This is a genomic window from Streptomyces glomeratus, from assembly GCF_021462825.1.
Classification (GTDB): Bacteria; Actinomycetota; Actinomycetes; order Streptomycetales; family Streptomycetaceae; genus Streptomyces; species Streptomyces glomeratus.
The window spans coordinates 223,389-244,009 of record NZ_JAKEEB010000006.1 but is presented as its reverse complement, the minus strand read 5'-3'; the positions used below and the strand labels follow the sequence as shown (position 1 = coordinate 244,009).

Annotated in this window: 19 protein-coding genes and 2 tRNA genes; 11 read left to right on the top strand and 10 right to left on the bottom strand. The window is 71.2% G+C overall.

Annotation, left to right across the window (positions count from 1 at the left end; translation table 11 throughout):
* The first annotated feature begins 1 nt into the window (after window position 1).
* Entirely contained in the window at window positions 2-757 is a 756-nt protein-coding gene (locus LZ604_RS10125) for an AIM24 family protein (protein ID WP_234514254.1), read from the top strand.
* Between the two features lie 50 nt (window positions 758-807).
* Here LZ604_RS10125 and LZ604_RS10120 read toward each other — a convergent pair whose 3' ends face one another.
* Both LZ604_RS10120 and LZ604_RS10115 read right to left on the bottom strand, forming a co-directional pair.
* On the bottom strand, window positions 808-1,323 hold the full coding sequence (locus tag LZ604_RS10120; RefSeq protein WP_234514253.1) for an NUDIX hydrolase: 516 nt from the start codon (window positions 1,321-1,323) through the stop codon (window positions 808-810).
* Window positions 1,320-2,753, bottom strand: a complete 1,434-nt coding sequence (locus LZ604_RS10115; RefSeq protein WP_234514252.1) for a zinc-dependent metalloprotease — start codon at window positions 2,751-2,753, stop codon at window positions 1,320-1,322. Before LZ604_RS10115 ends, LZ604_RS10120 begins: the two co-directional genes overlap by 4 nt.
* A 190-nt stretch (window positions 2,754-2,943) precedes the next feature.
* Between LZ604_RS10115 and LZ604_RS10110 the strand changes: the two genes are divergently transcribed.
* The 4 genes from LZ604_RS10110 (at window position 2,944) to LZ604_RS10095 (ending at window position 6,223) form a co-directional block, all read left to right on the top strand.
* Window positions 2,944-4,107, top strand: coding sequence for an SDR family oxidoreductase (locus LZ604_RS10110; RefSeq protein ID WP_234514251.1), 1,164 nt, complete (start codon window positions 2,944-2,946; stop codon window positions 4,105-4,107).
* A gap of 132 nt (window positions 4,108-4,239) precedes the next feature.
* Window positions 4,240-4,701: a molybdenum cofactor biosynthesis protein MoaE gene (locus tag LZ604_RS10105; protein WP_234514250.1), complete on the top strand. Its 462-nt coding sequence runs from the start codon at window positions 4,240-4,242 to the stop codon at window positions 4,699-4,701.
* Window positions 4,702-4,878: 177 nt separating this feature from the next.
* Window positions 4,879-5,043: a hypothetical protein gene (locus LZ604_RS10100; RefSeq protein WP_234514249.1), complete on the top strand. Its 165-nt coding sequence runs from the start codon at window positions 4,879-4,881 to the stop codon at window positions 5,041-5,043.
* Window positions 5,044-5,125: 82 nt separating this feature from the next.
* Window positions 5,126-6,223 (top strand): YlbL family protein, encoded by a 1,098-nt coding sequence (locus tag LZ604_RS10095; protein WP_234514248.1) that lies wholly within the window; start codon window positions 5,126-5,128, stop codon window positions 6,221-6,223.
* Window positions 6,224-6,315: 92 nt separating this feature from the next.
* Here LZ604_RS10095 and LZ604_RS10090 read toward each other — a convergent pair whose 3' ends face one another.
* On the bottom strand, window positions 6,316-6,858 hold the full coding sequence (locus tag LZ604_RS10090; protein ID WP_234514247.1) for a PPA1309 family protein: 543 nt from the start codon (window positions 6,856-6,858) through the stop codon (window positions 6,316-6,318).
* 174 nt (window positions 6,859-7,032) lie between these two features.
* On the opposite strand from LZ604_RS10090, the gene LZ604_RS10085 reads away from it, so the two are divergent.
* From LZ604_RS10085 to LZ604_RS10070, 4 genes are all read left to right on the top strand, one after another.
* The gene (locus LZ604_RS10085) at window positions 7,033-10,017 is read left to right on the top strand and encodes a UPF0182 family membrane protein (protein ID WP_234514367.1); all 2,985 of its coding nucleotides are present in this window, start codon (window positions 7,033-7,035) and stop codon (window positions 10,015-10,017) included.
* A 43-nt stretch (window positions 10,018-10,060) separates the two neighbouring features.
* A tRNA-Met gene (locus LZ604_RS10080) sits at window positions 10,061-10,134 on the top strand.
* 269 nt (window positions 10,135-10,403) lie between these two features.
* Window positions 10,404-12,236: a tetratricopeptide repeat protein gene (locus LZ604_RS10075; protein WP_234514246.1), complete on the top strand. Its 1,833-nt coding sequence runs from the start codon at window positions 10,404-10,406 to the stop codon at window positions 12,234-12,236.
* A 143-nt stretch (window positions 12,237-12,379) separates the two neighbouring features.
* A tRNA-Met gene (locus LZ604_RS10070) sits at window positions 12,380-12,453 on the top strand.
* 143 nt (window positions 12,454-12,596) lie between these two features.
* Here the strand turns inward: LZ604_RS10070 and LZ604_RS10065 are convergent.
* Window positions 12,597-13,013, bottom strand: coding sequence for a Fur family transcriptional regulator (locus LZ604_RS10065; protein WP_234514245.1), 417 nt, complete (start codon window positions 13,011-13,013; stop codon window positions 12,597-12,599).
* A 143-nt stretch (window positions 13,014-13,156) separates the two neighbouring features.
* Between LZ604_RS10065 and LZ604_RS10060 the strand changes: the two genes are divergently transcribed.
* On the top strand, window positions 13,157-14,611 hold the full coding sequence (locus LZ604_RS10060) for a catalase (RefSeq protein WP_234514244.1): 1,455 nt from the start codon (window positions 13,157-13,159) through the stop codon (window positions 14,609-14,611).
* Window positions 14,612-14,685: 74 nt separating this feature from the next.
* Here LZ604_RS10060 and LZ604_RS10055 read toward each other — a convergent pair whose 3' ends face one another.
* Both LZ604_RS10055 and hisN read right to left on the bottom strand, forming a co-directional pair.
* The gene (locus LZ604_RS10055; RefSeq protein ID WP_234514243.1) at window positions 14,686-15,084 is read right to left on the bottom strand and encodes a CBS domain-containing protein; all 399 of its coding nucleotides are present in this window, start codon (window positions 15,082-15,084) and stop codon (window positions 14,686-14,688) included.
* A 205-nt stretch (window positions 15,085-15,289) separates the two neighbouring features.
* Complete coding sequence (gene hisN, locus LZ604_RS10050; RefSeq protein ID WP_234514242.1) at window positions 15,290-16,108, bottom strand: histidinol-phosphatase; 819 nt, start codon at window positions 16,106-16,108, stop codon at window positions 15,290-15,292.
* A gap of 233 nt (window positions 16,109-16,341) precedes the next feature.
* On the opposite strand from hisN, the gene LZ604_RS10045 reads away from it, so the two are divergent.
* Entirely contained in the window at window positions 16,342-16,947 is a 606-nt protein-coding gene (locus LZ604_RS10045; RefSeq protein WP_234514366.1) for a TetR/AcrR family transcriptional regulator, read from the top strand.
* Between the two features lie 42 nt (window positions 16,948-16,989).
* Here the strand turns inward: LZ604_RS10045 and LZ604_RS10040 are convergent, their stop codons facing one another.
* The 4 genes from LZ604_RS10040 to LZ604_RS10025 all read right to left on the bottom strand — a co-directional run bounded on the left by LZ604_RS10040 (window position 16,990) and on the right by LZ604_RS10025 (window position 20,589).
* Window positions 16,990-17,313: a DMT family transporter gene (locus LZ604_RS10040; RefSeq protein WP_234514241.1), complete on the bottom strand. Its 324-nt coding sequence runs from the start codon at window positions 17,311-17,313 to the stop codon at window positions 16,990-16,992.
* A 104-nt stretch (window positions 17,314-17,417) separates the two neighbouring features.
* A complete protein-coding gene (rsgA, locus tag LZ604_RS10035) occupies window positions 17,418-18,428 on the bottom strand; it encodes a ribosome small subunit-dependent GTPase A (protein ID WP_234514240.1) in 1,011 nt (336 codons plus the stop codon).
* Window positions 18,429-18,445: 17 nt separating this feature from the next.
* Window positions 18,446-19,762, bottom strand: a complete 1,317-nt coding sequence (aroA, locus tag LZ604_RS10030) for a 3-phosphoshikimate 1-carboxyvinyltransferase (protein WP_234514239.1) — start codon at window positions 19,760-19,762, stop codon at window positions 18,446-18,448.
* A gap of 95 nt (window positions 19,763-19,857) precedes the next feature.
* A complete protein-coding gene (locus LZ604_RS10025) occupies window positions 19,858-20,589 on the bottom strand; it encodes a M50 family metallopeptidase (RefSeq protein WP_234514238.1) in 732 nt (243 codons plus the stop codon).
* Window positions 20,590-20,621: the final 32 nt, after the last annotated feature.

The following is a 20,621-nucleotide window of genomic DNA, read 5'->3' as shown; positions in this document are numbered from 1 at the left end:
CATGCAGAGCACGCTTTTCGGCTACAACGAGCAGCAGACCCAGGAGCGCTACAGCCTGCAGAACCCGCAGCTGCTGCGCGTCCTGCTGGAGGGCCACGACGACGTCCTGGCGCGCAAGGGCACGATGGTCGCCTACCAGGGGCTCGTCGAGTTCGACGCCGAGTACCAGAGCGGCGGCCAGCGCCGTGCGCTTGCGCACACCGGTGAGGGCCTGGACCTGATGCGCTGTCACGGGCAGGGCACGGTCTACTTCGCCAACCTCGCGCAGTACGTGCACATCATGGACGTCGAGCAGGACGGGCTCACCGTCGACAGCAGCTATGTGCTGGCGATGGACTCCTCGCTGCACCACGAGGTCATCGCCGTGGACAGCCAGTACGGCATCTCCGGCTCGGGCAAGTACCAGCTCAACATCACCGGGCGCGGCAAGGTCGCGCTGATGACGTCGGGCGCGCCCTTGGTGATGCAGGTGACGCCGGACAAGTACGTCAACTGCGACGCCGACGCGATCGTCGCCTGGTCCACCGGCCTGCGCGTGCAGATGCAGGCCCAGACGCACTCCACGGGGGTGTGGCGCCGGCGCGGCAACACCGGTGAGGGCTGGGAGCTCAGCTTCATGGGCAGCGGCTTCGCGCTGGTGCAGCCCAGCGAGCTGCTGCCGCCGCAGAACGCGGTGATCGGGCAGGGGCTGCGGGCCCAGTACGGAATGGGGCAGTACGGGGCGCGCGGGCAGAACCAGGGCAACGTCTGGAGCTGACCGCCCAGGGGTGTGGAAGGGGCGACCGCCACGGCGGTCGCCCCTCGCCCTCAGAGCCTGGCGCGTGTCCCGGCCAGCAGGCGCACGACCGAGTCGTCCGCCACGGCCGCCACCTCGTCGTAGGCGAACCAGCGCAGGTCCAGCGACTCGTCGCTGATCGCCTCGACGGCGCCCGCCGGAGCGAGCGCCGCGTACTGGACGTCGAGATGCCAGGCACACGGCGTGTGATGGCGGTCCAGCCGCACCGGGCCGCCGGGCAGCAGGGTCAGCCCCGTGATGCCCGACTCCTCCGTCGCCTCCCGCAGGGCGGCGACGGCCAGCGTCCCGTCGGACGGCTCGCAGTGGCCGCCCATCTGCAGCCACATCCGCAGCTTGCGGTGCAGGGTCAGCAGCACACGGCCGCGCTCGGGGTCGATCACCAGGGCGCTCGCCGTGACATGCCCGTCGCGGCAGGCCTTCCACATGCCGTCCGGATGGGCCGCCAGGTGGTCCAGGTAGATCCGGCGCAGCTCTTCCTGGTCCTCGTAGCCCTTCAGGACGAGGACCGCGTCGTCGTGGAGGCTCACTCGGCGTCGTCGTCCTCGGCGTCGCCGTCGTCCTTCTTCCTGAGGTCGGTCTTCCCGCCGGAGCCGCCCGCCGCCTCGCCGAGCATCTTGTCCAGTTCGGAGAAGTCGAGCTGCTCACGGTGCACGAAGCCGTCCGGGTCGTCCAGGTCGGACGCCGTGGGCAGCATGTCCGGGTGCGCCCACAGGCCGTCCCGGCCGTCCACGCCGCGCGCGTCCGTGAGTGAGGCCCACAGGCGGGAGGCGTCCCGCAGCCGGCGCGGACGCAGCTCCAGACCGATCAGCGTGGCGAACGTCTGCTCGGCCGGACCGCCCGAGGCGCGGCGGCGGCGCAGGGTCTCCCGCAGCGCGTCCGCGGAACCCAGACGCGGCTTCGCGGCCGCGTGCACCACAGCGTCCACCCAGCCCTCGACCAGCGCCAGCGCGGTCTCCAGACGGGCCAGGGCCGCCTTCTGCTCCGGGGTGTCCTCCGGCTGGAACATGCCCTGCTGCAGCGCCTGCTGGAGCTCCTCCGGGTTCTGCGGGTCGAACTGGCCGACCACGTCCTCCAGCTTGGCCGTGTCGACCTTGATGCCGCGCGCGTAGCCCTCGACCGCGCCGAACAGATGCGACCGCAGCCAGGGCACATGGGCGAACAGACGCTGGTGGGCGGCCTCCCGCAGGGCGAGATACAGCCGCACCTCCTCCTTGGGCACGCCCAGGTCCTTGCCGAGCGCCTCGATGTTCAGCGGCAGCAGCGCGGCCTTCCCGGCCGGACCGAGCGGCAGCCCGATGTCGCTGGACCCGACGACCTCGCCGGCGAGCACGCCGACGGCCTGCCCGATCTGCGTGCCGAACATGGCACCGCCCATGGAACGCATCATGCCGATCAGCGGGCCCGCCATGGCCTGCATCTCCTCCGGCAGGACGTCGCCCATGGCCGAGCCGACGCGCTCGGCGACCGGGTCGACGAGCTCCTTCCACACCGGCAGGGTCGCCTCGACCCACTCCGCGCGGCTCCAGGCCACGGCGGAGCCCGCGCCGGACGGCAGCGACGTCACATCGTCGAGCCACAGGTCGGCAAGGCGGACGGCCTCCTCGACCGCGGAGCGCTCGCCGGGGCTCACGCTCGCGTCCTTCGTGCCGTCCGGGGTGCCCTGGGAGACCGTCTGGCGGGCGATCTGCTTGGCCATGTCCCAGTTCACCGGGCCGCCCTCGTAGGAGAGCATCTGGCCCAGCTGCTGGAACGCGGCGCCCAGGTCGTTGGGGTTCAGGGAACCGAACATCGCGGCCAGCGGGTTGTCGGCGCCGGCGCCGCCGGCCCCGGACAGCCCGAAACCGAACGGGTTGGCCGGTCCCTGACCACCACCGCTCTGCTGGTCCTTCTTCTTGCCCTCGTCGCCGTTCTCCGGCTCCTCCGGCGGAAGGCCGAATCCGAATGGGGTGTCACTCACGGGATTCCTCGGCTGGTAAGGCCACCGGCTCTTCCGGCGGCTGGCTGCCCGACAACACACCCAGCGTAGACACCCCCGCGCGATCGGGCCTGGGTGCTTCACCGACACCTGGCCTGCGGCAGGATGGATGCCACCTGGTACGGCTCGCGTGCGTCGTGTCCGTACTGAAGACAACCGCTGGAGACGCCCGGTGAGTTCCCCAGATCCGCAGGTTCGCGCAGCGCGAAACCACTCGGCCCGCCCGTCGCCCGACGACCAGCCCCGCGCGGCGGCGCTGCGCGGCGACGAGGCCCCCTCCCTGCGCGGGCCCGTCGTCGCGGTCACCGGCGCCGCGTCCGGTGTGGGCGCGCTGCTGACCGAGCGGCTGGCCGCGTCCGAGGAGATCAAGCAGGTCGTCGCCATCGACGAGCGGCGCGGGGAGTGTACGGCGGCGCAGTGGCACATCCTGGACGTGCGGGACCCGGCGATCGCGGAGAAGCTGCGCGGCGCGGACGTCGTGGTGCACCTGGCCCTCGACCTCGATCTGGAGACGGATCCCGCGGCCCGTACGGCGTACAACGTGCGCGGGACGCAGACCGTGCTGACCGCCGCGGCGGCGGCCGGGGTGCACCGGGTGGTGCTGTGCACCTCGGCGATGGTGTACGGGGCGCTGCCGGACAACGAGCTGCCGCTGTCGGAGGACGCCGAGCTGCGGGCCACGGCGGAGGCGACGGGGGTCGGGGACCTGCTGGAGATCGAGCGGCTGGCGCGGCGGGCCCCCCGCGCCCACCCGGGACTCAATGTCACCGTCGTCCGCCCGGCCGTCCTGGTCGGCGGCACGGACACCGCGCTGACCAGGTATTTCGAGTCGCCGAGGCTGCTGGTGGTGGCGGGGTCGCGGCCGGCCTGGCAGTTCTGCCACGTCGAGGACCTGTGCGGCGCCCTGGAGTACGCCGTCCTGGAGAAGGTCGAGGGAGAGCTGGCCGTCGGGTGCGACGGATGGCTGGAGCAGGAAGAGGTCGAGGAACTGAGCGGGATCCGGCGGATGGAACTGCCGTCGGCGGTCGCCCTGGGGGCCGCGGCCCGGCTGCACCGGATCGGGCTCACGCCCTCGCCCGCCGGGGACCTCGCGTACACGATGTACCCGTGGGTGGTCAGCGGCAGCCGGCTGCACGACGCCGGGTGGCGGCCGGGGTGGACGAACGAGGAGGTCCTCGCGGAGCTGCTGGAGGAGGTGTCCGGGCGGCACACCGTGGTGGGGCGGCGGCTCGGGCGCAAGGACGCGACGGCGGCGGGTGCGGCGGGCGCCACGGTGGCCCTGCTCGGCGCCGCAGCGGTGGTACGGCGGGCGCGGAAGGCCCGGCGGCGGATCTAGCGGGTTTCGTTCGGATCGGCCGGGTCCGCGACGCCCGGCACGGCAGCCGCGGTGTCCGGCCGGTGCGAGCCCCTGGGCCCGCCGGTGGATCTTCTCTTCCTCGCCGCCGCAGGCGTACGGCACGATGGGGGCATGGCACCCCACAGCGACCACCCCGGTGAGCGGGCGGCGGACGATCCCATCAAGCTGCTCGCGATCCGGGACACCCCGCTCTCCGTCGACGAGGTCTTCCGGGCCGTAGGGGACGACGCGGCCGGAGGGACCGCGCTGTTCGTCGGGACGGTGCGCAACCACGACGGCGGGGCGGACGTCGACGAGCTGGGGTATTCCTGCCATCCCAGCGCCGAGACGGAGATGCGGCGGATCGCGGAGAAGGTCGCCGCCGACTATCCGGTCCGGGCCCTCGCGGCCGTGCACCGCGTCGGCGACCTCAGGATCGGCGACCTGGCCGTGGTCGTCGCCGTGGCCTGCCCCCACCGGGGCGAGGCCTTCGAAGCCTGCCGCACGCTGATCGACGACCTCAAGCACGAGGTGCCCATCTGGAAGCACCAGAGGTTCTCCGACGGCACGGAGGAGTGGGTGGGCGCCTGCTGACCTGGGGAGCCGCCCGGCGGCACCGCCGGGCGGCGCGCGCATTCCTCTCATAGGGTTAACCAAGCTCTCACCCGGCCTCCGGTTGCGTAACCGCACCCCTGACGTGAGCGTTGACATGGCAGACGATTAATCTGCTGATCAGTCAGTTGCGGTCGCTCATGGGGTTGGGAGGTCGGCATGGCGGCGCTCGCCTGGTTGCTGATTCCGCTGTTGGCTGCGATCGGTGCCGGACTGTGGGGCAGTTGGGCCGGCAGACACCGCAATACCGCGGGCGACGGCTCCGAGCTCGCCGGATACGCCCGTTTCCGCGAGGCCATGGAGAAGTCCCACTCCGGCACCTGAGGACCCTGCCGCCCGGGGGGCCGCCCACGCGTACGGACGGCCCCGGCGGTGCACCCACAGGACCGTCCCGTACTGTCGTTCCATGCCACGCCGCACCGCGACGATGCTCGCCTCCACCCTGATGCTGATCGCGCTCCTGTGCGCGGGAGTGTTCATCAAAGTGCCGTACTCGGAGATGTCACCGGGTCCGACGGTGAACACCCTGGCCGAGCACGACGGCGAGCCGGTGCTGCAGATCTCCGGGCGCAAGACCTATCCGACGACCGGCCATCTGAACATGACCACCGTCCGGGTCACCAGCGCCGACTACAACATGAACCTGGTCGAGGCCGTGTACGGCTGGCTTGCACACGACAACAAGGTGGTGCCGCACGACACGCTCTACCCGGACGGCAAGACCGAGCAGCAGTCCACCCAGGAGAACGCCGAGGAGTTCACCCAGTCCCAGGAGAGCGCCAAGGTCGCCGCGCTGAAGAAGCTCGGCATTCCCGTGCGGTCCTGGGTGATCGTCGCCACCGTCCTCAAGGGCTCGCCCGCCGAGGGCAGGCTGCACGCCGGTGACGTCGTCAAGGCCGTCGACGGGACGGACGTGAAGGCGCCCGGTGACGTCGCCAAGCTGGTCACCAGGCACAAGGCGGGACAGGACGTCGTCTTCACGATCGTGCCCGCCAAGGAGCAGGCCGCCGCCGAGAAGGCGCAGAAGACCGCCCTCCGGACCCGGAACGTGACGATCACCACGGCGAAGTCCCACGACAGCGGCCAGCAGCGGGCCATCGTCGGGATCTCCGCCGGGAACGACCACACCTTCCCGTTCACGATCGACATCAAGCTCGCCGACGTCGGCGGCCCCAGCGCGGGCCTGATGTTCGCCCTCGGCATCGTCGACAAGCTCACCCCGGGCGACCTCACCGGCGGGAAATTCGTGGCCGGCACGGGCACCATCGACGACGACGGGCACGTCGGCCCGATCGGCGGGGTCGAGATGAAGACCGTCGGCGCGCGCAGCAAGGGCGCCCGGTTCTTCCTCACCCCCAAGGACAACTGCGCGGCCGCCGCCAAGGACGGCCCCGACGGCCTCACCCTGGTCCGGGTCGACACCCTCGACGACGCCCTGAAGGCGCTCGAGGACATCCGCACCGGCAAGACCGCCGACCTGCCGGAGTGCACCACCGAGGGCTAGATCCGGCACGGCGGCTCACAGCACGGGGGCGCCCCCCGGCTTCCGGGTGCGCCCCCGTCCTCGCAGGCCCTGACCCCGCGGGCCGTGCGGACTCAGTCCTCGAACGTCGCCGACAGCGCCTGCGCGAGCCCCGGCACCAGGTCCGGGCCCGTCAGCACCTCCGTCGGCGAGTCCTTCTCGCGCAGTCGCAGCGCCGATTCGCGCGCACCGTCCCGCAGCACCGCCACCGTCATGCGCACCTCCTGGCGGTCCGGGTGCTCGGCGACCCACCGGGCCAGCTTCTTCTCGCTCAGCCCCTGCGGAACCTCGGCCTCCGCGGACGGCGGCAGCATCAGCCGCTCCACCGTGAGCGCGCAGCCGGTCACCGCGTCGGGCCAGGCGATCGTGGCGAGGAACTCGTCCAGCGGGCTGTCGGCAGGGATCTCCTCCTGCTCGATCGGGGTGAGGCCCGCGGCCTCGGGCTCGTCCTCCAGGCCGAGCTGGGCCGCGAGCGAGGGTTCCTGGGCCCGCAGCTGCGCGGTGTCGACGAGGGCGAAGAGGCGAGCGGGCTGGTCCCACCCGAGGCCGGAGACGTACTCGTCGATCTCGAGGACGGCCCGGGTGAGGGGACTCGCTGCCATGGGAGTGTTGGACATGGTCACAATCCTGCCTCCTTCCGACCCGGAAGCGGGAACCGAGCAAAGCGCCAGTAAGTTGCATAGGTGGGGCTCCGCGATCGTGGAGCCTCATCCCTGGTCCGCGTTCACGGGGGCCTGACGGATCAACACGGATCAACAGCGAACTTCGAGGTGCGCACCTTGGCTTTCCAGATGCCGGACCGCGGCGGAGGCCCGACGGGGCCACGGATCAGAGTGGGCCGCCCGTCCCGGCGTGCCCGGACCCTGCTCATGACACTGGGGGTCCTCGCCGTCCTCGGCATGGCGTTCGTCATGTTCGCCGGCTTCTGGACGGACTGGCTCTGGTACCGGTCGGTGAACTACTCGTCCGTCTTCACCACCACGCTGTGGACCAAGATCGGGCTGTTCTTCGTCTTCGGCCTGCTGATGGCGGCCGCGGTCGGCCTCAACATCTGGCTCGCCCACCGGCTGCGCCCGCCGCTGAGCGCCATGTCCATGGAACAGCAGAGCCTCGACCGCTACCGGATGGGGATCGCGCCCTACAAGCGGTGGCTGCTCCTCGCCATCACCGCCCTGGTCGGCCTGATCGCGGGCGCCTCCGCCGCGGGCCAGTGGCAGACCTGGCTGATGTGGGTCAACGGCGTGCCCTTCCACCAGAAGGACCCCCAGTTCCACCTGGACGTCGCCTTCTACGCCTTCGACCTGCCCTGGTACCGCTTCCTGCTCGCCTTCGGCTTCGCCGCCACGGTGCTGTCGCTGATCGCCGCCGCGCTGACCCACTACCTCTACGGCGGCCTCAGGCTCACCTCCCCGGGGGCGCGCGCCACCGCCGCCGCGACCGGACACCTGTCGGTCCTCCTCGGCGTCTTCGTCGCCCTGAAGGCGGTCGCCTACTGGCTCGACCGGTACGGACTCGCGGTCAAGTCCAGCGACTTCAAGGCGACCGGCGACTGGACCGGCCTCAGGTACGTCGACGCGAACGCCTACCTGCCCGCCAAGACCATCCTGTTCTGCATCGCGGTCATCTGCGCGCTGCTGTTCTTCGCCACCCTGTGGCGGCGGACCTGGCAGCTGCCCGTCATCGGCTTCGGCCTGATGGTCCTGTCGGCGATCCTCATCGGCGGGCTGTACCCGGCGATCGTGCAGAAGTTCCAGGTCCAGCCGAACGAGCAGGCCAAGGAAGCGCCGTACGTCACGAAGAACCTCAGGGCGACCCGCGAGGCCTACGGCATCGACGACGCCCAGGTCGCCGAGTACGACGGCACGAGCAGCACCCAGGACAAGAACAGGCTGCGTGCGGACGCCGACGCCACGGCGAGCATCCGCCTGCTGGACCCGAACGTCGTCTCGCCGACGTTCCAGCAGCTGCAGCAGATGAAGAACTACTACGCGTTCCCGACCAACCTGGACGTCGACCGCTACACCAAGGCGGGCAGGAACGCCGGGGACCAGGACACGGTCATCGGTCTGCGCGAGCTGAACCTGGCGGGCATCCCGAAGCAGAACTGGATCAACGACCACTTCCGCTACACCCACGGCTACGGTGTGGTCGCCGCCAAGGGCACCACCGCCGACGCCAACGGCCAGCCCGTCTTCACCGAGTCCGACCTGCCGTCCTCCGGTGACCTCGGCACCTACCAGCAGCGGATCTACTACGGAGAGAAGACCACCGAGTACTCGATCGTCGGAGGCCCTCAGAAGGAGATCGACTACTCCGACGACAGCGGCGAGAAGACCACCTCCTACCGGGGCAAGAGCGGCGTCAGCCTCTCCAACCCGGTCAACCGGGCCGCGTACGCGGTGACGTTCGGGGAGCCGCAGATCCTCTACTCCGGCGCCATCGGCGACGGCTCGCGGATCCTGTACAACCGCACGCCCAAGCAGCGCGTGGAGGCGGTCGCGCCCTGGCTGACCATCGACGGCGACGCCTACCCGGCGGTCGTCGACGGGCACATCCAGTGGATCGTCGACGCCTACACCACGACGAACGGCTACCCGTACGCCTCGCGTACGACGCTCGGCGACACGACGGCCGACTCGCTCACCGCGGGCAACACCCAGCGCGCGGTGATGGCCCAGCAGAACCAGGTCAACTACATCCGCAACTCGGTGAAGGCGACCGTCGACGCGTACACCGGCGAGGTCAAGCTCTACCAGTGGGACACCGAGGACCCCGTCCTGAAGACCTGGATGAAGGCGTTCCCGGGCACCGTGGAGCCGCGGAGCGACATCTCGCCCTCGCTGATGTCCCATCTGCGCTACCCGCAGGACCTGTTCAAGGTCCAGCGTGAACTGCTCACCCGCTACCACGTCAAGGACGCGCAGACGTTCCTCAGCGGCAGCGAGGTGTGGCAGGTGCCGGACGACCCCACCAACAAGTCGGGCAACGCGGTGCCGCCGTACTACCTGAGCATGAAGATGCCCGACCAGTCCGCGCAGGCGTTCTCCCTGACGACGACGTTCACGCCGAACGGCCGCGACAATCTGAGCGCCTTCATGGCGGTCAACGCCGAGGCGGGCAGCCCGGATTACGGCAAGATCAGAATCTTGAAGCTGCCGACGAGCAGAACGGTCGACGGGCCCAAGCAGGTCCAGAGCCAGTTCAACTCCGAACAGGACATCGCCGAGTCGATCAGGCTCCTCAAGGGCGGTGACTCGGACATCGAGTACGGCAACCTGCTCACCGTCCCGATCGACGGCGGCCTGCTGTACGTCGAGCCCGTCTACGTGCGGGGCGGCGGCCTCAAGTACCCGCTGCTGCGCAAGGTGCTGGTGACCTACGGCGGCCACACGGCGTTCGAGGACACCCTCGGCCAGGCGCTCGACAAGGTCTTCGGGGCGCAGGCCGCGACCACCCCGCCGGGGACGGGTACCACGACCCCGCCGCCGGCCGGCAACCCGACGGTCCAACAGGCGCTCCAGGACGCCCAGAAGGCCTTCGACGCCGGTCAGGAAGCCCTCAGGAAGAGCGACTGGGAGGCGTACGGACGGGCGCAGAAGGACCTTCAGGACGCACTGAAACGAGCCCAGGAGGCCCAGTCCAAGGCCCGCACCTCCGGCGGCGGCAGCGGAGGCGGACAGAGCGGAGCGACCCCGTCCGCCGGTCCGAGCGGTTCCCCCAGCGGTTCACCGAGCGGCGGCCCGAGCGGATCACCGAGCGGCTCGGGCGGCGGCTGAGCCGAAAGCCCTCCCGCGCCGTGATACGGTTGCCTGACAACGGCGCGGGGTGGAGCAGCTCGGTAGCTCGCTGGGCTCATAACCCAGAGGTCGCAGGTTCAAATCCTGTCCCCGCTACTGAAGTCGAGGGCCCGGATCCTGATCAGGATCCGGGCCCTCGACGTGTGCGACGACACGACGGGAGCGTGTGGTGGGAGACGGGGGCGTACGACGACACGACGGGGCGTACGGCGTGACCTGGCGACTCACGTGAAGTGCGGCCGGTTGCAGGGGCAGTTGGCCGTTCTGTGTTTGACTTGTCTCTCTGTGGGCATGTCGACAAAACGCTGAAGTGACCTCACTGGCTGCGGTATACCAGGTGTACCCAGGTTGCAGGTGGTGCGACGATGGACGTTATGGGGGACAAGGCAACTCTGTTCGAATCGGGGCGAATTGTGCAGCCCGCCGAGCAGGACGAGGCGGGCGAAACCGGCGAGGCCGGTGAGACCGGTGAGGCGATCGAGGAGGCGCGCCACCGGCTCGCCGCCGAAGCCGGCGACATCGAGGCGATGAGCGTCCTCGGGGCGATGCTGCTGCGCCGTGGCGATCTGGACGGAGCCGAGCCCCGGCTGCGTGCCGCGACCGCCGCCGGTGACCGTGCCGCCGCCAACAACCTGGGGGTCCTTCTGCACCAGCGGGGCTACGCCGACGAGGCCGCGGGCTGGTGGCGGGTCGCCGCCGTCGCCGGGTCCGCCGCGGCCGCGCACGCGCTCGGACGGCACCACCGTGAGCGCGGCGACGAGCCCGCCGCGGAGTACTGGCTGCGCCAGTCCGCGGAACAGGGGCACACCCTCGGCGCCTACGCGCTCGCGGATCTGCTGGAGCACCGCGGTGACGAGGGCGCCGAGCGATGGATGCGGGCCGCCGCCGAACGCGGCCACCGCGAGGCCGCCTACCGGCTGGCGCGCACCCTGGACCGCAGGGCCCTGGAGGCTCAGGAGAGCGGCGGTGACAACGGTGTCGCCGCCTCCGCCCTCGACGAGGTGGAGCAGTGGTACCGGCAGGCCGCCGCGCGCGGACACCGCCGGGCCGCGCTGCACCTCGGGGCGATCCTGGAGAAGCGGGGCGACCTCAAGGAGGCCGGGCGCTGGTACCTGACGAGCGCCAAGGACGGCGAGGCACGGGCCGCGTGCGCGCTGGGCTTCCTGCTGCGGGACGCGGGGGACACCGAGAGCGCCGCCGTGTGGTGGCTCAGGGCCGCGCAGGAGGGAGACGGCAACGCGGCGAACGCGCTGGGCGCGCTGCACGCCGAACGCGGCGAGACGCAGACCGCCGAGCGCTGGTACCGGGCCGCGATGGACGCCGACGACATCAACGGCGCCTACAACCTGGGGCTGCTCTGCGCGGAACAGGGACGCACCGCGCAGGCCGAGCAGTGGTACCGGCGGGCGGCGTACACCGGGCACCGCGAGGCGGCGAACGCGCTCGCCATCCTGCTCCTCCAGGGCGGGGACGCGACGGGCGCCGAACCGTGGTTCTCCAAGGCCGCGGAGGCGGGGAGCGTCGACGCCGCCTTCAACCTCGGCATCCTCCACGCCGGACGCGGCGACGACGAGACGGCCCTGACCTGGTACGAGCGGGCCGCGGCCGCCGGGCACACCGAGGCGGCGCTGCAGGTCGGGATCGCGCGACTGCGGGAGGGGGACGAGCAGACGGCCGAGCGGCACCTGCGGTGCGCCGCCGGGGGCGGCAGCGCCGAGGCCGCCTACCGGCTGGCCACCCTGCTGGACGCGCGGCGGCCGCCCGCGCCCGCGCACGAGCTCGGCGAGCCGTCGCACGAGAAGAGCGAATGCGAGGAGTGGTACGAGCGGGCGGCGTCGCAGGGGCACCGGCGGGCACAGGTCCGCGTCGGGATGCTGGCCGCCGCGCGCGGCGATGTCGTGGAGGCGGCCCGGTGGTACCGGGAGGCCGCGGAGGGCGGCTCGCGGAACGGGGCCTTCAACCTGGGGCTGCTGCTCGCCCGGGAGGGAAGCGAGCCGGAGGCGGCGCTGTGGTGGACGCGGGCTGCGGATGCGGGGCACGGCCGGGCCGCGCTGCGGCTGGCCCTCGTGTACGCGCGGCGGGGGGAGCTGGCGGAGGGGCAGCGGTGGGCCGACCGGGCCGTGTCGCTCGGGCCCGCCGAGGTCTCCGAGCGGGCCACTCGGCTGCGGGACGCACTGCGGCAGGAGCTGTCGGCGTGACGCTCCGCCGTGGCGCGGCCGCGGTGGGGTCCCCGGCTCCCGTCACCGGCCCGCCCGCGGGTCGGTGACGGGGCGGCCTCCGAGCGGCCGGTGGAAGTGATTTGCATCTGTCCACGCCGTTGACGTAACGTTGCGTTCACCGACGCGGGGTGGAGCAGCTCGGTAGCTCGCTGGGCTCATAACCCAGAGGTCGCAGGTTCAAATCCTGTCCCCGCTACTGAAGTCCAGGGCCGGAATCCGAAAGGGTTCCGGCCCTGGCGCGTTCACGCCCGGTGACAGCCCGTCCCGGCGGTTGTCGTCCACAGGGAAAACGCCGGCCCCGGCACCTGTGCAGTGCCGGGGCCGGTGGAAGATCCGCGGTCAGGCCGCCGCGCAGTCCGGGCACAGCCCGCGATACGTCACCTCGACGTCCGACACCGTGAAACCGAAACGCTCCGAGGACGGAAGGTCCGCCATCGGGTCGCCCGTCGGATGGACGTCGCGGATCGCGCCGCAGCCGGCGCAGACCAGGTGGTGATGGGGCCGGTGGGCGTTCGGGTCGTACCGCTTGGCGCGCTTGTCCGTGGCGACCTCGAGCACCTCGCCGAGGGACACCAGTTCACCCAGCGTGTTGTAGACGGTCGCCCGGGAGATCTCGGGCAGCCTGGCGACGGCCCGGGCATGCACCTCGTCGGCCGTCAGGTGGACGTGTTCGCCGTCGAGGACCTCGGCCACGACGCGCCGCTGCGCGGTCATCCGCCATCCGCGTCCGCGCAGCCGTTCCAACAGGTCACTCATACAGGCCAGCCTAACAGCAAGGGGAACAGATCCCGAACAGGTGTGACTTTGGAGCTTTACTTGACTTAGACATTGTCCATTGTAGGATCGACGTCGGCTTTGGCCAAGTGACAGGGTTGGTCAGCGACGACGCAGGAGGCGCAGTGACGCAGGGACCGCTTACGACGGAGGCCGGTGCTCCGGTAGCTGACAACCAGAACAGCGAGACCGCGGGCGTCGGCGGCCCGGTTCTCGTCCAGGACCAGCTTCTTCTGGAGAAGCTCGCCCACTTCAACCGGGAGCGCATCCCGGAGCGTGTGGTGCACGCCCGCGGCGCGGGTGCCTACGGCACCTTCACGATCACCGCGGACGTCACCCCCTACACGCGCGCCAAGTTCCTGTCCGAGGTCGGCAAGCAGACCGAGGTCTTCCTGCGCTTCTCGACCGTGGCCGGCAACCTGGGTGCCGCGGACGCCGTCCGTGACCCGCGCGGCTTCGCGCTGAAGTTCTACACCGAAGAGGGCAACTACGACCTCGTCGGCAACAACACCCCGGTGTTCTTCATCAAGGACGCCATCAAGTTCCCCGACTTCATCCACACCCAGAAGCGCGACCCCTACACCGGTTCGCAGGAGCCGGACAACGTCTGGGACTTCTGGGGCCTGTCGCCCGAGTCGACCCACCAGGTGACCTGGCTGCACGGCGACCGCGGCATCCCGGCGTCGTACCGCCACATGAACGGCTACGGCTCGCACACCTACCAGTGGAACAACGAGGCCGGCGAGGTCTTCTGGGTCAAGTACCACTTCAAGACCGACCAGGGGATCAAGAACCTCACCACCGAGGAAGCCAACAAGCTCGCGGGTGAGGACCCCGACTCCCACCAGCGCGACCTGCGCGAGGCCATCGAGCGCGGCGAGTTCCCGAGCTGGACCGTGCAGGTCCAGATCATGCCGGCGGCGGACGCGGCGACGTACCGCTTCAACCCGTTCGACCTCACCAAGGTCTGGCCGCACGAGGACTACCCGCCGATCGAGATCGGCAAGCTGGAGCTCAACCGCAACCCGGAGAACATCTTCGCCGAGGTCGAGCAGTCGATCTTCAGCCCCGCGCACTTCGTGCCGGGCATCGGCCCCTCCCCGGACAAGATGCTCCAGGGCCGCCTCTTCGCCTACGGCGACGCCCACCGCTACCGCGTCGGCATCAACGCCGACCACCTGCCGGTGAACCGTCCGCACGCCACCGAGGCGCGCACCAACGCCCGTGACGGCTACCTGTACGACGGCCGCCACAAGGGCGCGAAGAACTACGAGCCGAACAGCTTCGGCGGCCCGTTCCAGACGGACCGTCCGCTGTGGCAGTCGTTCAACGGCTTCACGGCCGCCACCGGCAACCACGAGGCCCCGGTCCACGCCGAGGACAACGACTTCGTCCAGGCGGGCAACCTGTACCGCCTGATGTCCGAGGGCGAGAAGGAGCGTCTGATCGCCAACCTCGCGGGCGCCATCTCGAAGGTCTCGCGCGACGACATCGCCGAGCGCGCGATCAACAACTTCCGTCAGGCCGACGGAGACTTCGGCAAGCGCCTGGAGGCCGCGGTCCAGGCCCTGCGCGGCTGACCCGGGTTGGACCGCTTGTCGTAGGGGACGGGCCGGAATCCCTCAGGGGTCCCGGCCCGTTCGCGCGTGCGGAACTAGTGGGTCGTGGCCGGGACCCGCCGGGCAGGGGCCCAGCAGCGGATGATGTCGCGGACCGAGACGACCCCGACCGGTTCGTCGCGGTCGAGCACGACCAGATGCCGGAAGCCGCCGTGGGCCATGGCGCCCGCGGCCTCCTCGAGGGTCCAGGTGGGCGCGGCGAACACCACGTCCATGGTGGTGTGGGCGCCGGCCCACTCGGTGTCGGGATTCTGGCCGAGGCCGACGGAGTTCAGGATGTCGCGCTCGGTGAGGATGCCGAGACCACCGGCGTCCGGATCGAGGACCACGGCCGCGCCGACACGGCGGGCGGACATCAGGGTTGCTGCCTGGCGGAGGGTGTGTGCGGGGCCGATGGTGAGGACCATCGTGCTCATGGCGTCACGGACGAGCATGGGGCGGACCTCCTGGGATGCGCGCCGGGATGCGCTGGCTCAGGGCTCCGGATCCGCTGGATGCCGCCCGCCGGAGGCGCCTGTTCAACGCTTCACAAATTCACAAGTGGGGGATTCCCAGAGTCGCAGGCAAAGCGCGGGTCAACAAGAGGGCGCGCGTCGTGAGTTCAGGGGCGCTCGCGGTGCACAGCGGTACCGCTGGTGTCTAGTACCGGTCGTTCAGGTAGTCGAGCAGGGTGTCGTGGAGCAGCCCGTTCGACGCGGCCGCATTGCCGCTGTGCGGGCCCGGGCGGCCGTCGAGCCCCGTGAAGGAACCGCCGGCCTCGGTCACGATGATCGCGTTCGCCGCCATGTCCCACAGGGACAGCTCGGGCTCGGCGCAGATGTCCACCGAGCCCTCGGCGACCATCATGTACGGCCAGAAGTCGCCATAGCCCCGGGTGCGCCACACGGCGCGGGTCAGATCCAGGAAGCCGCTCAGCCGTCCCTGCTCCTCCCAGCCGGACAGGGAGGAGTACGCGAAGGACGCGTCGGACAGCTTCGAGACGTGCGAGACGTGCAGCCGGGAGGCCGAGGCCAGGCTGCGGCCGGTGAACGCGCCGTGCCCCTTCGCGGCCCACCAGCGGCGGCCCAGCGCGGGCGCGGAGACGACACCGACGACCGGCTGATAGCCTCCGCCGCTCCCGGTTCCGCCCGGGCCCGCCTCCATCAGGGAGATCAGGGTGGCCCAGACGGGCACTCCGCGCACGTAGTTCTTGGTGCCGTCGATCGGGTCGACGACCCAGCGGCGCGGCCCGGTGCCCTCGATGCCGTACTCCTCGCCGAGGATCGCGTCACGCGGCCGGGCGCGCTGGAGCTGGCCGCGGATCAGTTCCTCGGCGGCCTTGTCGGCCTCGCTCACCGGCGTCATGTCCGGTTTGGTCTCGACCTTGAGGTCGAGAGCCTTGAACCGGGCCATGGTCGCGGCATCCGCGGCGTCCGCGAGCACATGGGCGAGTCGCAGGTCATCGAGATAGTCGGGCATGAGCGAACCGTATCCGCCCCTTCCGGGACAGGGCCACACGACCCGGGGATCTTCACGGTCTCCCCGGGGCCACCGCCGTCCCCGGCCGCGCGCGCCGCGGCGACCATGCGCCGTGGTGTGATCACGGCGTGCGCCGGCCCGGGGGCGCCTGCCGGTGCCGTCGCGAACCCTTGACAGTGCTGACACGCGCGTCAAATCTGTGCGTCAGAGCCGCCGGCCCGAGGGAGGCGATGATGCCTGCAGCGCGGGAATCCCTACTGGACGCCGCCTATAAGGCGCTCGCGCGTCGCTCGTGGTCCGCCGTGCGCATGGTGGACGTGGCCGCCGCGGCCGGTGTCTCGCGCCAGACCCTGTACAACGAGTTCGGCAGCAAGGAGGGGCTGGCCCGGGCCCTGGTGCGCCGGGAGGCGGACGGCTATCTCGCCGGTGTCGACCGGGTCCTCGCCGCGCACACGGACGCCCGGGAGCGGCTGGCCGCCACCGCCGAGTGGATGACGTCCGCCGCGCGCGGCAACCCGCTCGTCCGCGCCATGCTCACCGGCTGCTGGAGCGAGCGGCTGCCCATGCCGACGCTCGCCGCCGTGCCGTCCACGTCCGCGGTGCCCGCGCAGCGCCGGGCCGACGGGCCGCTGCCGTCCCCGGCGGACCTGGTGTCCCTGGTGCGCGACCGCGCCGTCGCGGCGGTGACCGGAGCCGGGGCGACCAAGGCGGAGGCGGTGGAACTGGCCCGCGCCTGCGAACTGGTCGTACGGCTGTCCCTGTCCTGCGTCGCGGCTCCGCCGGGGCAGGGCGGGGTCGCGGAGCTGGTGCGCCAAGCGCTGCCGCGGCCGGTGCGGTGAGGGGACCGCCGGTGTGGGGCCCCGCGTCGAGGGGCGCGCGCCTCAGTGCGCGGAGCCGGAAAGCTGCAGGCCGATCACGCCCACGATCACCAGCGTGATCGAGACGATCTTCAAGGTGGAGACCAGGTCGCCCAGGAACACCATGCCGTAGATCGCCGTTCCCGCCGCGCCGATCCCCGTCCACACCGCGTAGGCCGGACCCACGTCCAGCTTTCTCAGGGACAGGGTGAGGAGACCGAAACTGCCGAGGGCGAAGCAGCAGAAAGCGATCGTGGGCCAGAGCCTGGTGAAACCGTGCGAGAGCTTGAGACAGACGGCGAAACCGGTCTCGAGAAGCCCGGCCACGATGACCAGCAGCCACGCCATGTCTCGTCCTCCCGCGTCCCCACGTCGACTGCCTCGTCTGGTCGGATCAGGCCCGGTGCGAGTAAGCAATTACCTGCGAGCCATGGAGGCAAACACGGCAGAGGTCAGTCTCCTTCCCTCCGCTCGCGGGTGGCCAGCAGCCGGCGCAGGGAGTACAGCCGCGCCGGGTCCGCGTGTCCCTCGGCCACCCAGGCGTCCAGCGCACAGTCCTTTTCGTCGTGGCTGCACGCCCGCGGACAGCCCTCGGTGCCGGGCTCCAGGTCCGGGAAGGCGTGGATGACGCGGGAAGGGTCGATGTGTGCGAGCCCGAAGGACCGCACGCCGGGCGTGTCGATCACCCAGCTGCCCGCGTGCTGCAACGGCAGCGCGAGCGCCGACGTGGTGGTGTGCCGCCCACGGCCGGTCACCGCGTTGACATGGCCCGTCGTGCGCCGCCGGTCCTTCGGCACCAACGCGTTGACCAGCGTCGTCTTGCCCACCCCGGAGTGCCCGACGAACGCCGTGACCCTGCCGTCCAGATGCTCGCGCACCCGGTCCGCCGCGTCACCGCGCTCCAGCTCCTCACGGCTGGTGACGACATACGGGATGTCCAGCGCCCCGTACAGCTCCAGGAGCTTGTCGGGCGGGGCGAGGTCGGACTTGGTCATCACCAGCAGCGGCTCCAGGCCGCCGTCGTACGCGGCGACCAGACAGCGGTCGATCAGGCGCGGGCGTGGCTCCGGGTTGGCGAGGGCGGTGACGATGGCCAGCTGGTCGGCGTTGGCGACCACCACACGTTCGTACGGATCGTCGTCGTCCGCGGTGCGGCGCAGCACGGACGCGCGTTCCTCGATGCGGACGATGCGGGCGAGGGTGTCCTTGGTGCCGGACAGATCGCCGACGAGGGCGACACGGTCGCCGACCACCGCCGCCTTGCGGCCCAGTTCACGGGCCTTCATGGCGATGACCGTACGGCCGTCGACGAGGCAGGTCAGCCGGCCGCGGTCGACGGTGAGGACCAGGCCCTCCGCCGCGTCCTCGTGCTTGGGCCGGATGTTCGTACGCGGCCGGTTGCCCTTGCGGTTCGGGCGGCTGCGGATGTCGTCCTCGTCGGTGTGCTTGCCGTAGCGGCGCATGATCTCAGGTCCGCCCGTCAGTCCCCGAGCATCCCGGTCCACAGCTCGGGGAAGTCCGGCAGCGTCTTGGCCGTCGTCGCCACGTTCTCGATCTGCACACCGTCGACCGCGAGCCCGATGATCGCGCCCGCGGTGGCCATGCGGTGGTCGTCGTACGTGTGGAAGACCCCGCCGTGCAGGCGGCGCGGGCGGATGTGCAGGCCGTCGGCCGTCTCCGTGACGTCGCCGCCCAGCTCGTTGATCTCCTTGGTGAGCGCGGCCAGCCGGTCCGTCTCGTGCAGCCGCAGATGGGCCACCCCGCGCAGGGTCGACGGGGAGTCCGCGAGGGCCGCGACCGCTGCGATGCCCGGAGTCAGCTCCCCGACCTCACCCAGGTCCACGTCGATGCCGTGGACGGCACCCGAACCGGTGAACTCCAGGCCGCGCTCGGTCAGCTCGCAGGAACCGCCCATCTCGGTGAAGATCTCGCGCAGCCGGTCGCCGGGCTGGGTCGTACGGGCCGGCCAGTCCGGGATGACGACCTTGCCGCCGGTGACCAGCGCGGCCGCGAGGAACGGCTGGGCGTTGGAGAGATCCGGTTCGACGGTCAGGTCCCGGCCGAGCAGGGCCCCCGGCGTGACCCGCCAGACGCCCGGCTCACCGCCCGACTCCGGGGTGTCCACCTGCGCGCCGACAGCGCGCAGCATGTCGACGGTCATACGGATGTGCGGCATGGAGGGCAGCGTCGCGCCGGTGTGACGGACCTCGACGCCCTGGTTGAAGCGCGGGGCCGACAGCAGCAGGGCGCTGACGAACTGGGAGGAGGACGACGCGTCGACGGACACCGGGCCGCCGTCCAGCGCGCCGCCGCCGTGCACGGTCAGCGGCAGGGCGCCGCGGCCGTCGTCGTCGATACGGGCGCCCAGGACGCGCAGGGCGTCGATCACGCCGCTCAGCGGGCGCTCGTAGGAGCGGGGATCGCCGTCGAAACGCACGGGGCCGTCGGTGAGCGCGGCCACCGGGGGCAGGAAGCGCATCACGGTGCCGGCGTTGCCGACGTCGACCGTGGCCGGGCCGTGCAGCGCGGCCGGGATCACCCGCCAGCTCTCGCCGGAGCCGTCGGGGCCGACCCCCTCCTCGATGCCGACGCCCAGCGCGCGCAGGGCACCGGCCATCAGCAGGGTGTCGCGGGAGCGCAGGGGGCGGCGCAGCCAGCCCGGCTCGGAGGCGAGCGCGGCGAGGACGAGGGCACGGTTGGTGACCGACTTGGACCCGGGCACGTGGACCGTCGCGTCGACGGCTCCGCTCGCGTGCGGGGCGGGCCAGAGGGCGGTGGGTGCGGGGTTCACGGTCATGCGCCCCACTGTAGTGCGTGGCCCAGGCCGTAGATCTTGATCAAAAGTGGCGAAACCGGAACGAAACCATTGTCTGCTAGGGCGGCCCCGGGCCGTCACAGGCGCAACAGCCACTGGGCGCCGCCCATCAGCGAGCACAGCGACACCACATGGAACAGGAAGAGCCACATCCCCGCCGGCACATGCGTGAGCCGCGACAGCTGGTCCGCGTCCGAGTCCCCGGCCCCTCCGCGTGACCGCTTGGCCTGGAGCTCGAAGGCCGGCCGTACGCCGCCGACCAGCAGGAACCACACCACCGCGTACGCGAACGCCGCCTGCACCTGCGGACCGGCCAGCCACGACACCAGCAGGAACATGGAGCCGGTGAGGACCACGGTCAGCGCCCCGTACGCGTTGCGGATCATGACCAGCATCGCCAGCAGCAGGGCGGTGGCCAGCCACAGCAGCAGTGTGATGTGCCCGGCGTCGAGCAGCGCCGCGCCGCCGAGGCCCAGCAGCGGGGGAGCGGTGTAGCCCGCCGCGGCGGTGAGGATCATGCCCAGGCCGTACGGCTTGCCGCGGCTGACGGTCAGGCCGCTGGTGTCGGAGTGCAGCCGGATGCCGGTCAGGGTACGGCCGGTGAGCAGAGCGACCAGTCCGTGGCCGCCCTCGTGCGCGATGGTGACGGCGTTGCGCGCTATCCGCCAGGCGCCCCTCGGGACGACCACGGCGAGCGCCACGACGAGAGTGGCGATCACCACCCACAGGTCGGGATCGGGCTGACTTCCGAAGACCCGGTCCCAGAGGCCGGCGAGCGAGGTCAGCGAGGTCGAGGCGAGGCTGTCCATTGCGGTGAGTAGCTCCTGGCGTGTCGGCGGAT

Bases quoted from the DNA above. Each gene is read 5' to 3' on its own strand.
- LZ604_RS10125 (WP_234514254.1), top strand. From the start codon at position 2: ATGCAGAGCACGCTTTTCGGCTACAACGAGCAGCAGACCCAGGAGCGC.
- LZ604_RS10105 (WP_234514250.1), top strand. From the start codon at position 4,240: ATGGCACCCCACAGCGACCACCCCGGTGAGCGGGCGGCGGACGATCCC.
- LZ604_RS10100 (WP_234514249.1), top strand. From the start codon at position 4,879: ATGGCGGCGCTCGCCTGGTTGCTGATTCCGCTGTTGGCTGCGATCGGT.
- LZ604_RS10095 (WP_234514248.1), top strand. From the start codon at position 5,126: ATGCCACGCCGCACCGCGACGATGCTCGCCTCCACCCTGATGCTGATC.
- LZ604_RS10090 (WP_234514247.1), bottom strand. From the start codon at position 6,858: ATGTCCAACACTCCCATGGCAGCGAGTCCCCTCACCCGGGCCGTCCTC.
- LZ604_RS10085 (WP_234514367.1), top strand. From the start codon at position 7,033: ATGCCGGACCGCGGCGGAGGCCCGACGGGGCCACGGATCAGAGTGGGC.
- LZ604_RS10075 (WP_234514246.1), top strand. From the start codon at position 10,404: ATGGACGTTATGGGGGACAAGGCAACTCTGTTCGAATCGGGGCGAATT.
- LZ604_RS10065 (WP_234514245.1), bottom strand. From the start codon at position 13,013: ATGAGTGACCTGTTGGAACGGCTGCGCGGACGCGGATGGCGGATGACC.
- LZ604_RS10055 (WP_234514243.1), bottom strand. From the start codon at position 15,084: ATGCTCGTCCGTGACGCCATGAGCACGATGGTCCTCACCATCGGCCCC.
- hisN (WP_234514242.1), bottom strand. From the start codon at position 16,108: ATGCCCGACTATCTCGATGACCTGCGACTCGCCCATGTGCTCGCGGAC.
- LZ604_RS10045 (WP_234514366.1), top strand. From the start codon at position 16,342: ATGCCTGCAGCGCGGGAATCCCTACTGGACGCCGCCTATAAGGCGCTC.
- LZ604_RS10040 (WP_234514241.1), bottom strand. From the start codon at position 17,313: ATGGCGTGGCTGCTGGTCATCGTGGCCGGGCTTCTCGAGACCGGTTTC.
- rsgA (WP_234514240.1), bottom strand. From the start codon at position 18,428: ATGCGCCGCTACGGCAAGCACACCGACGAGGACGACATCCGCAGCCGC.
- aroA (WP_234514239.1), bottom strand. From the start codon at position 19,762: ATGACCGTGAACCCCGCACCCACCGCCCTCTGGCCCGCCCCGCACGCG.
- LZ604_RS10025 (WP_234514238.1), bottom strand. From the start codon at position 20,589: ATGGACAGCCTCGCCTCGACCTCGCTGACCTCGCTCGCCGGCCTCTGG.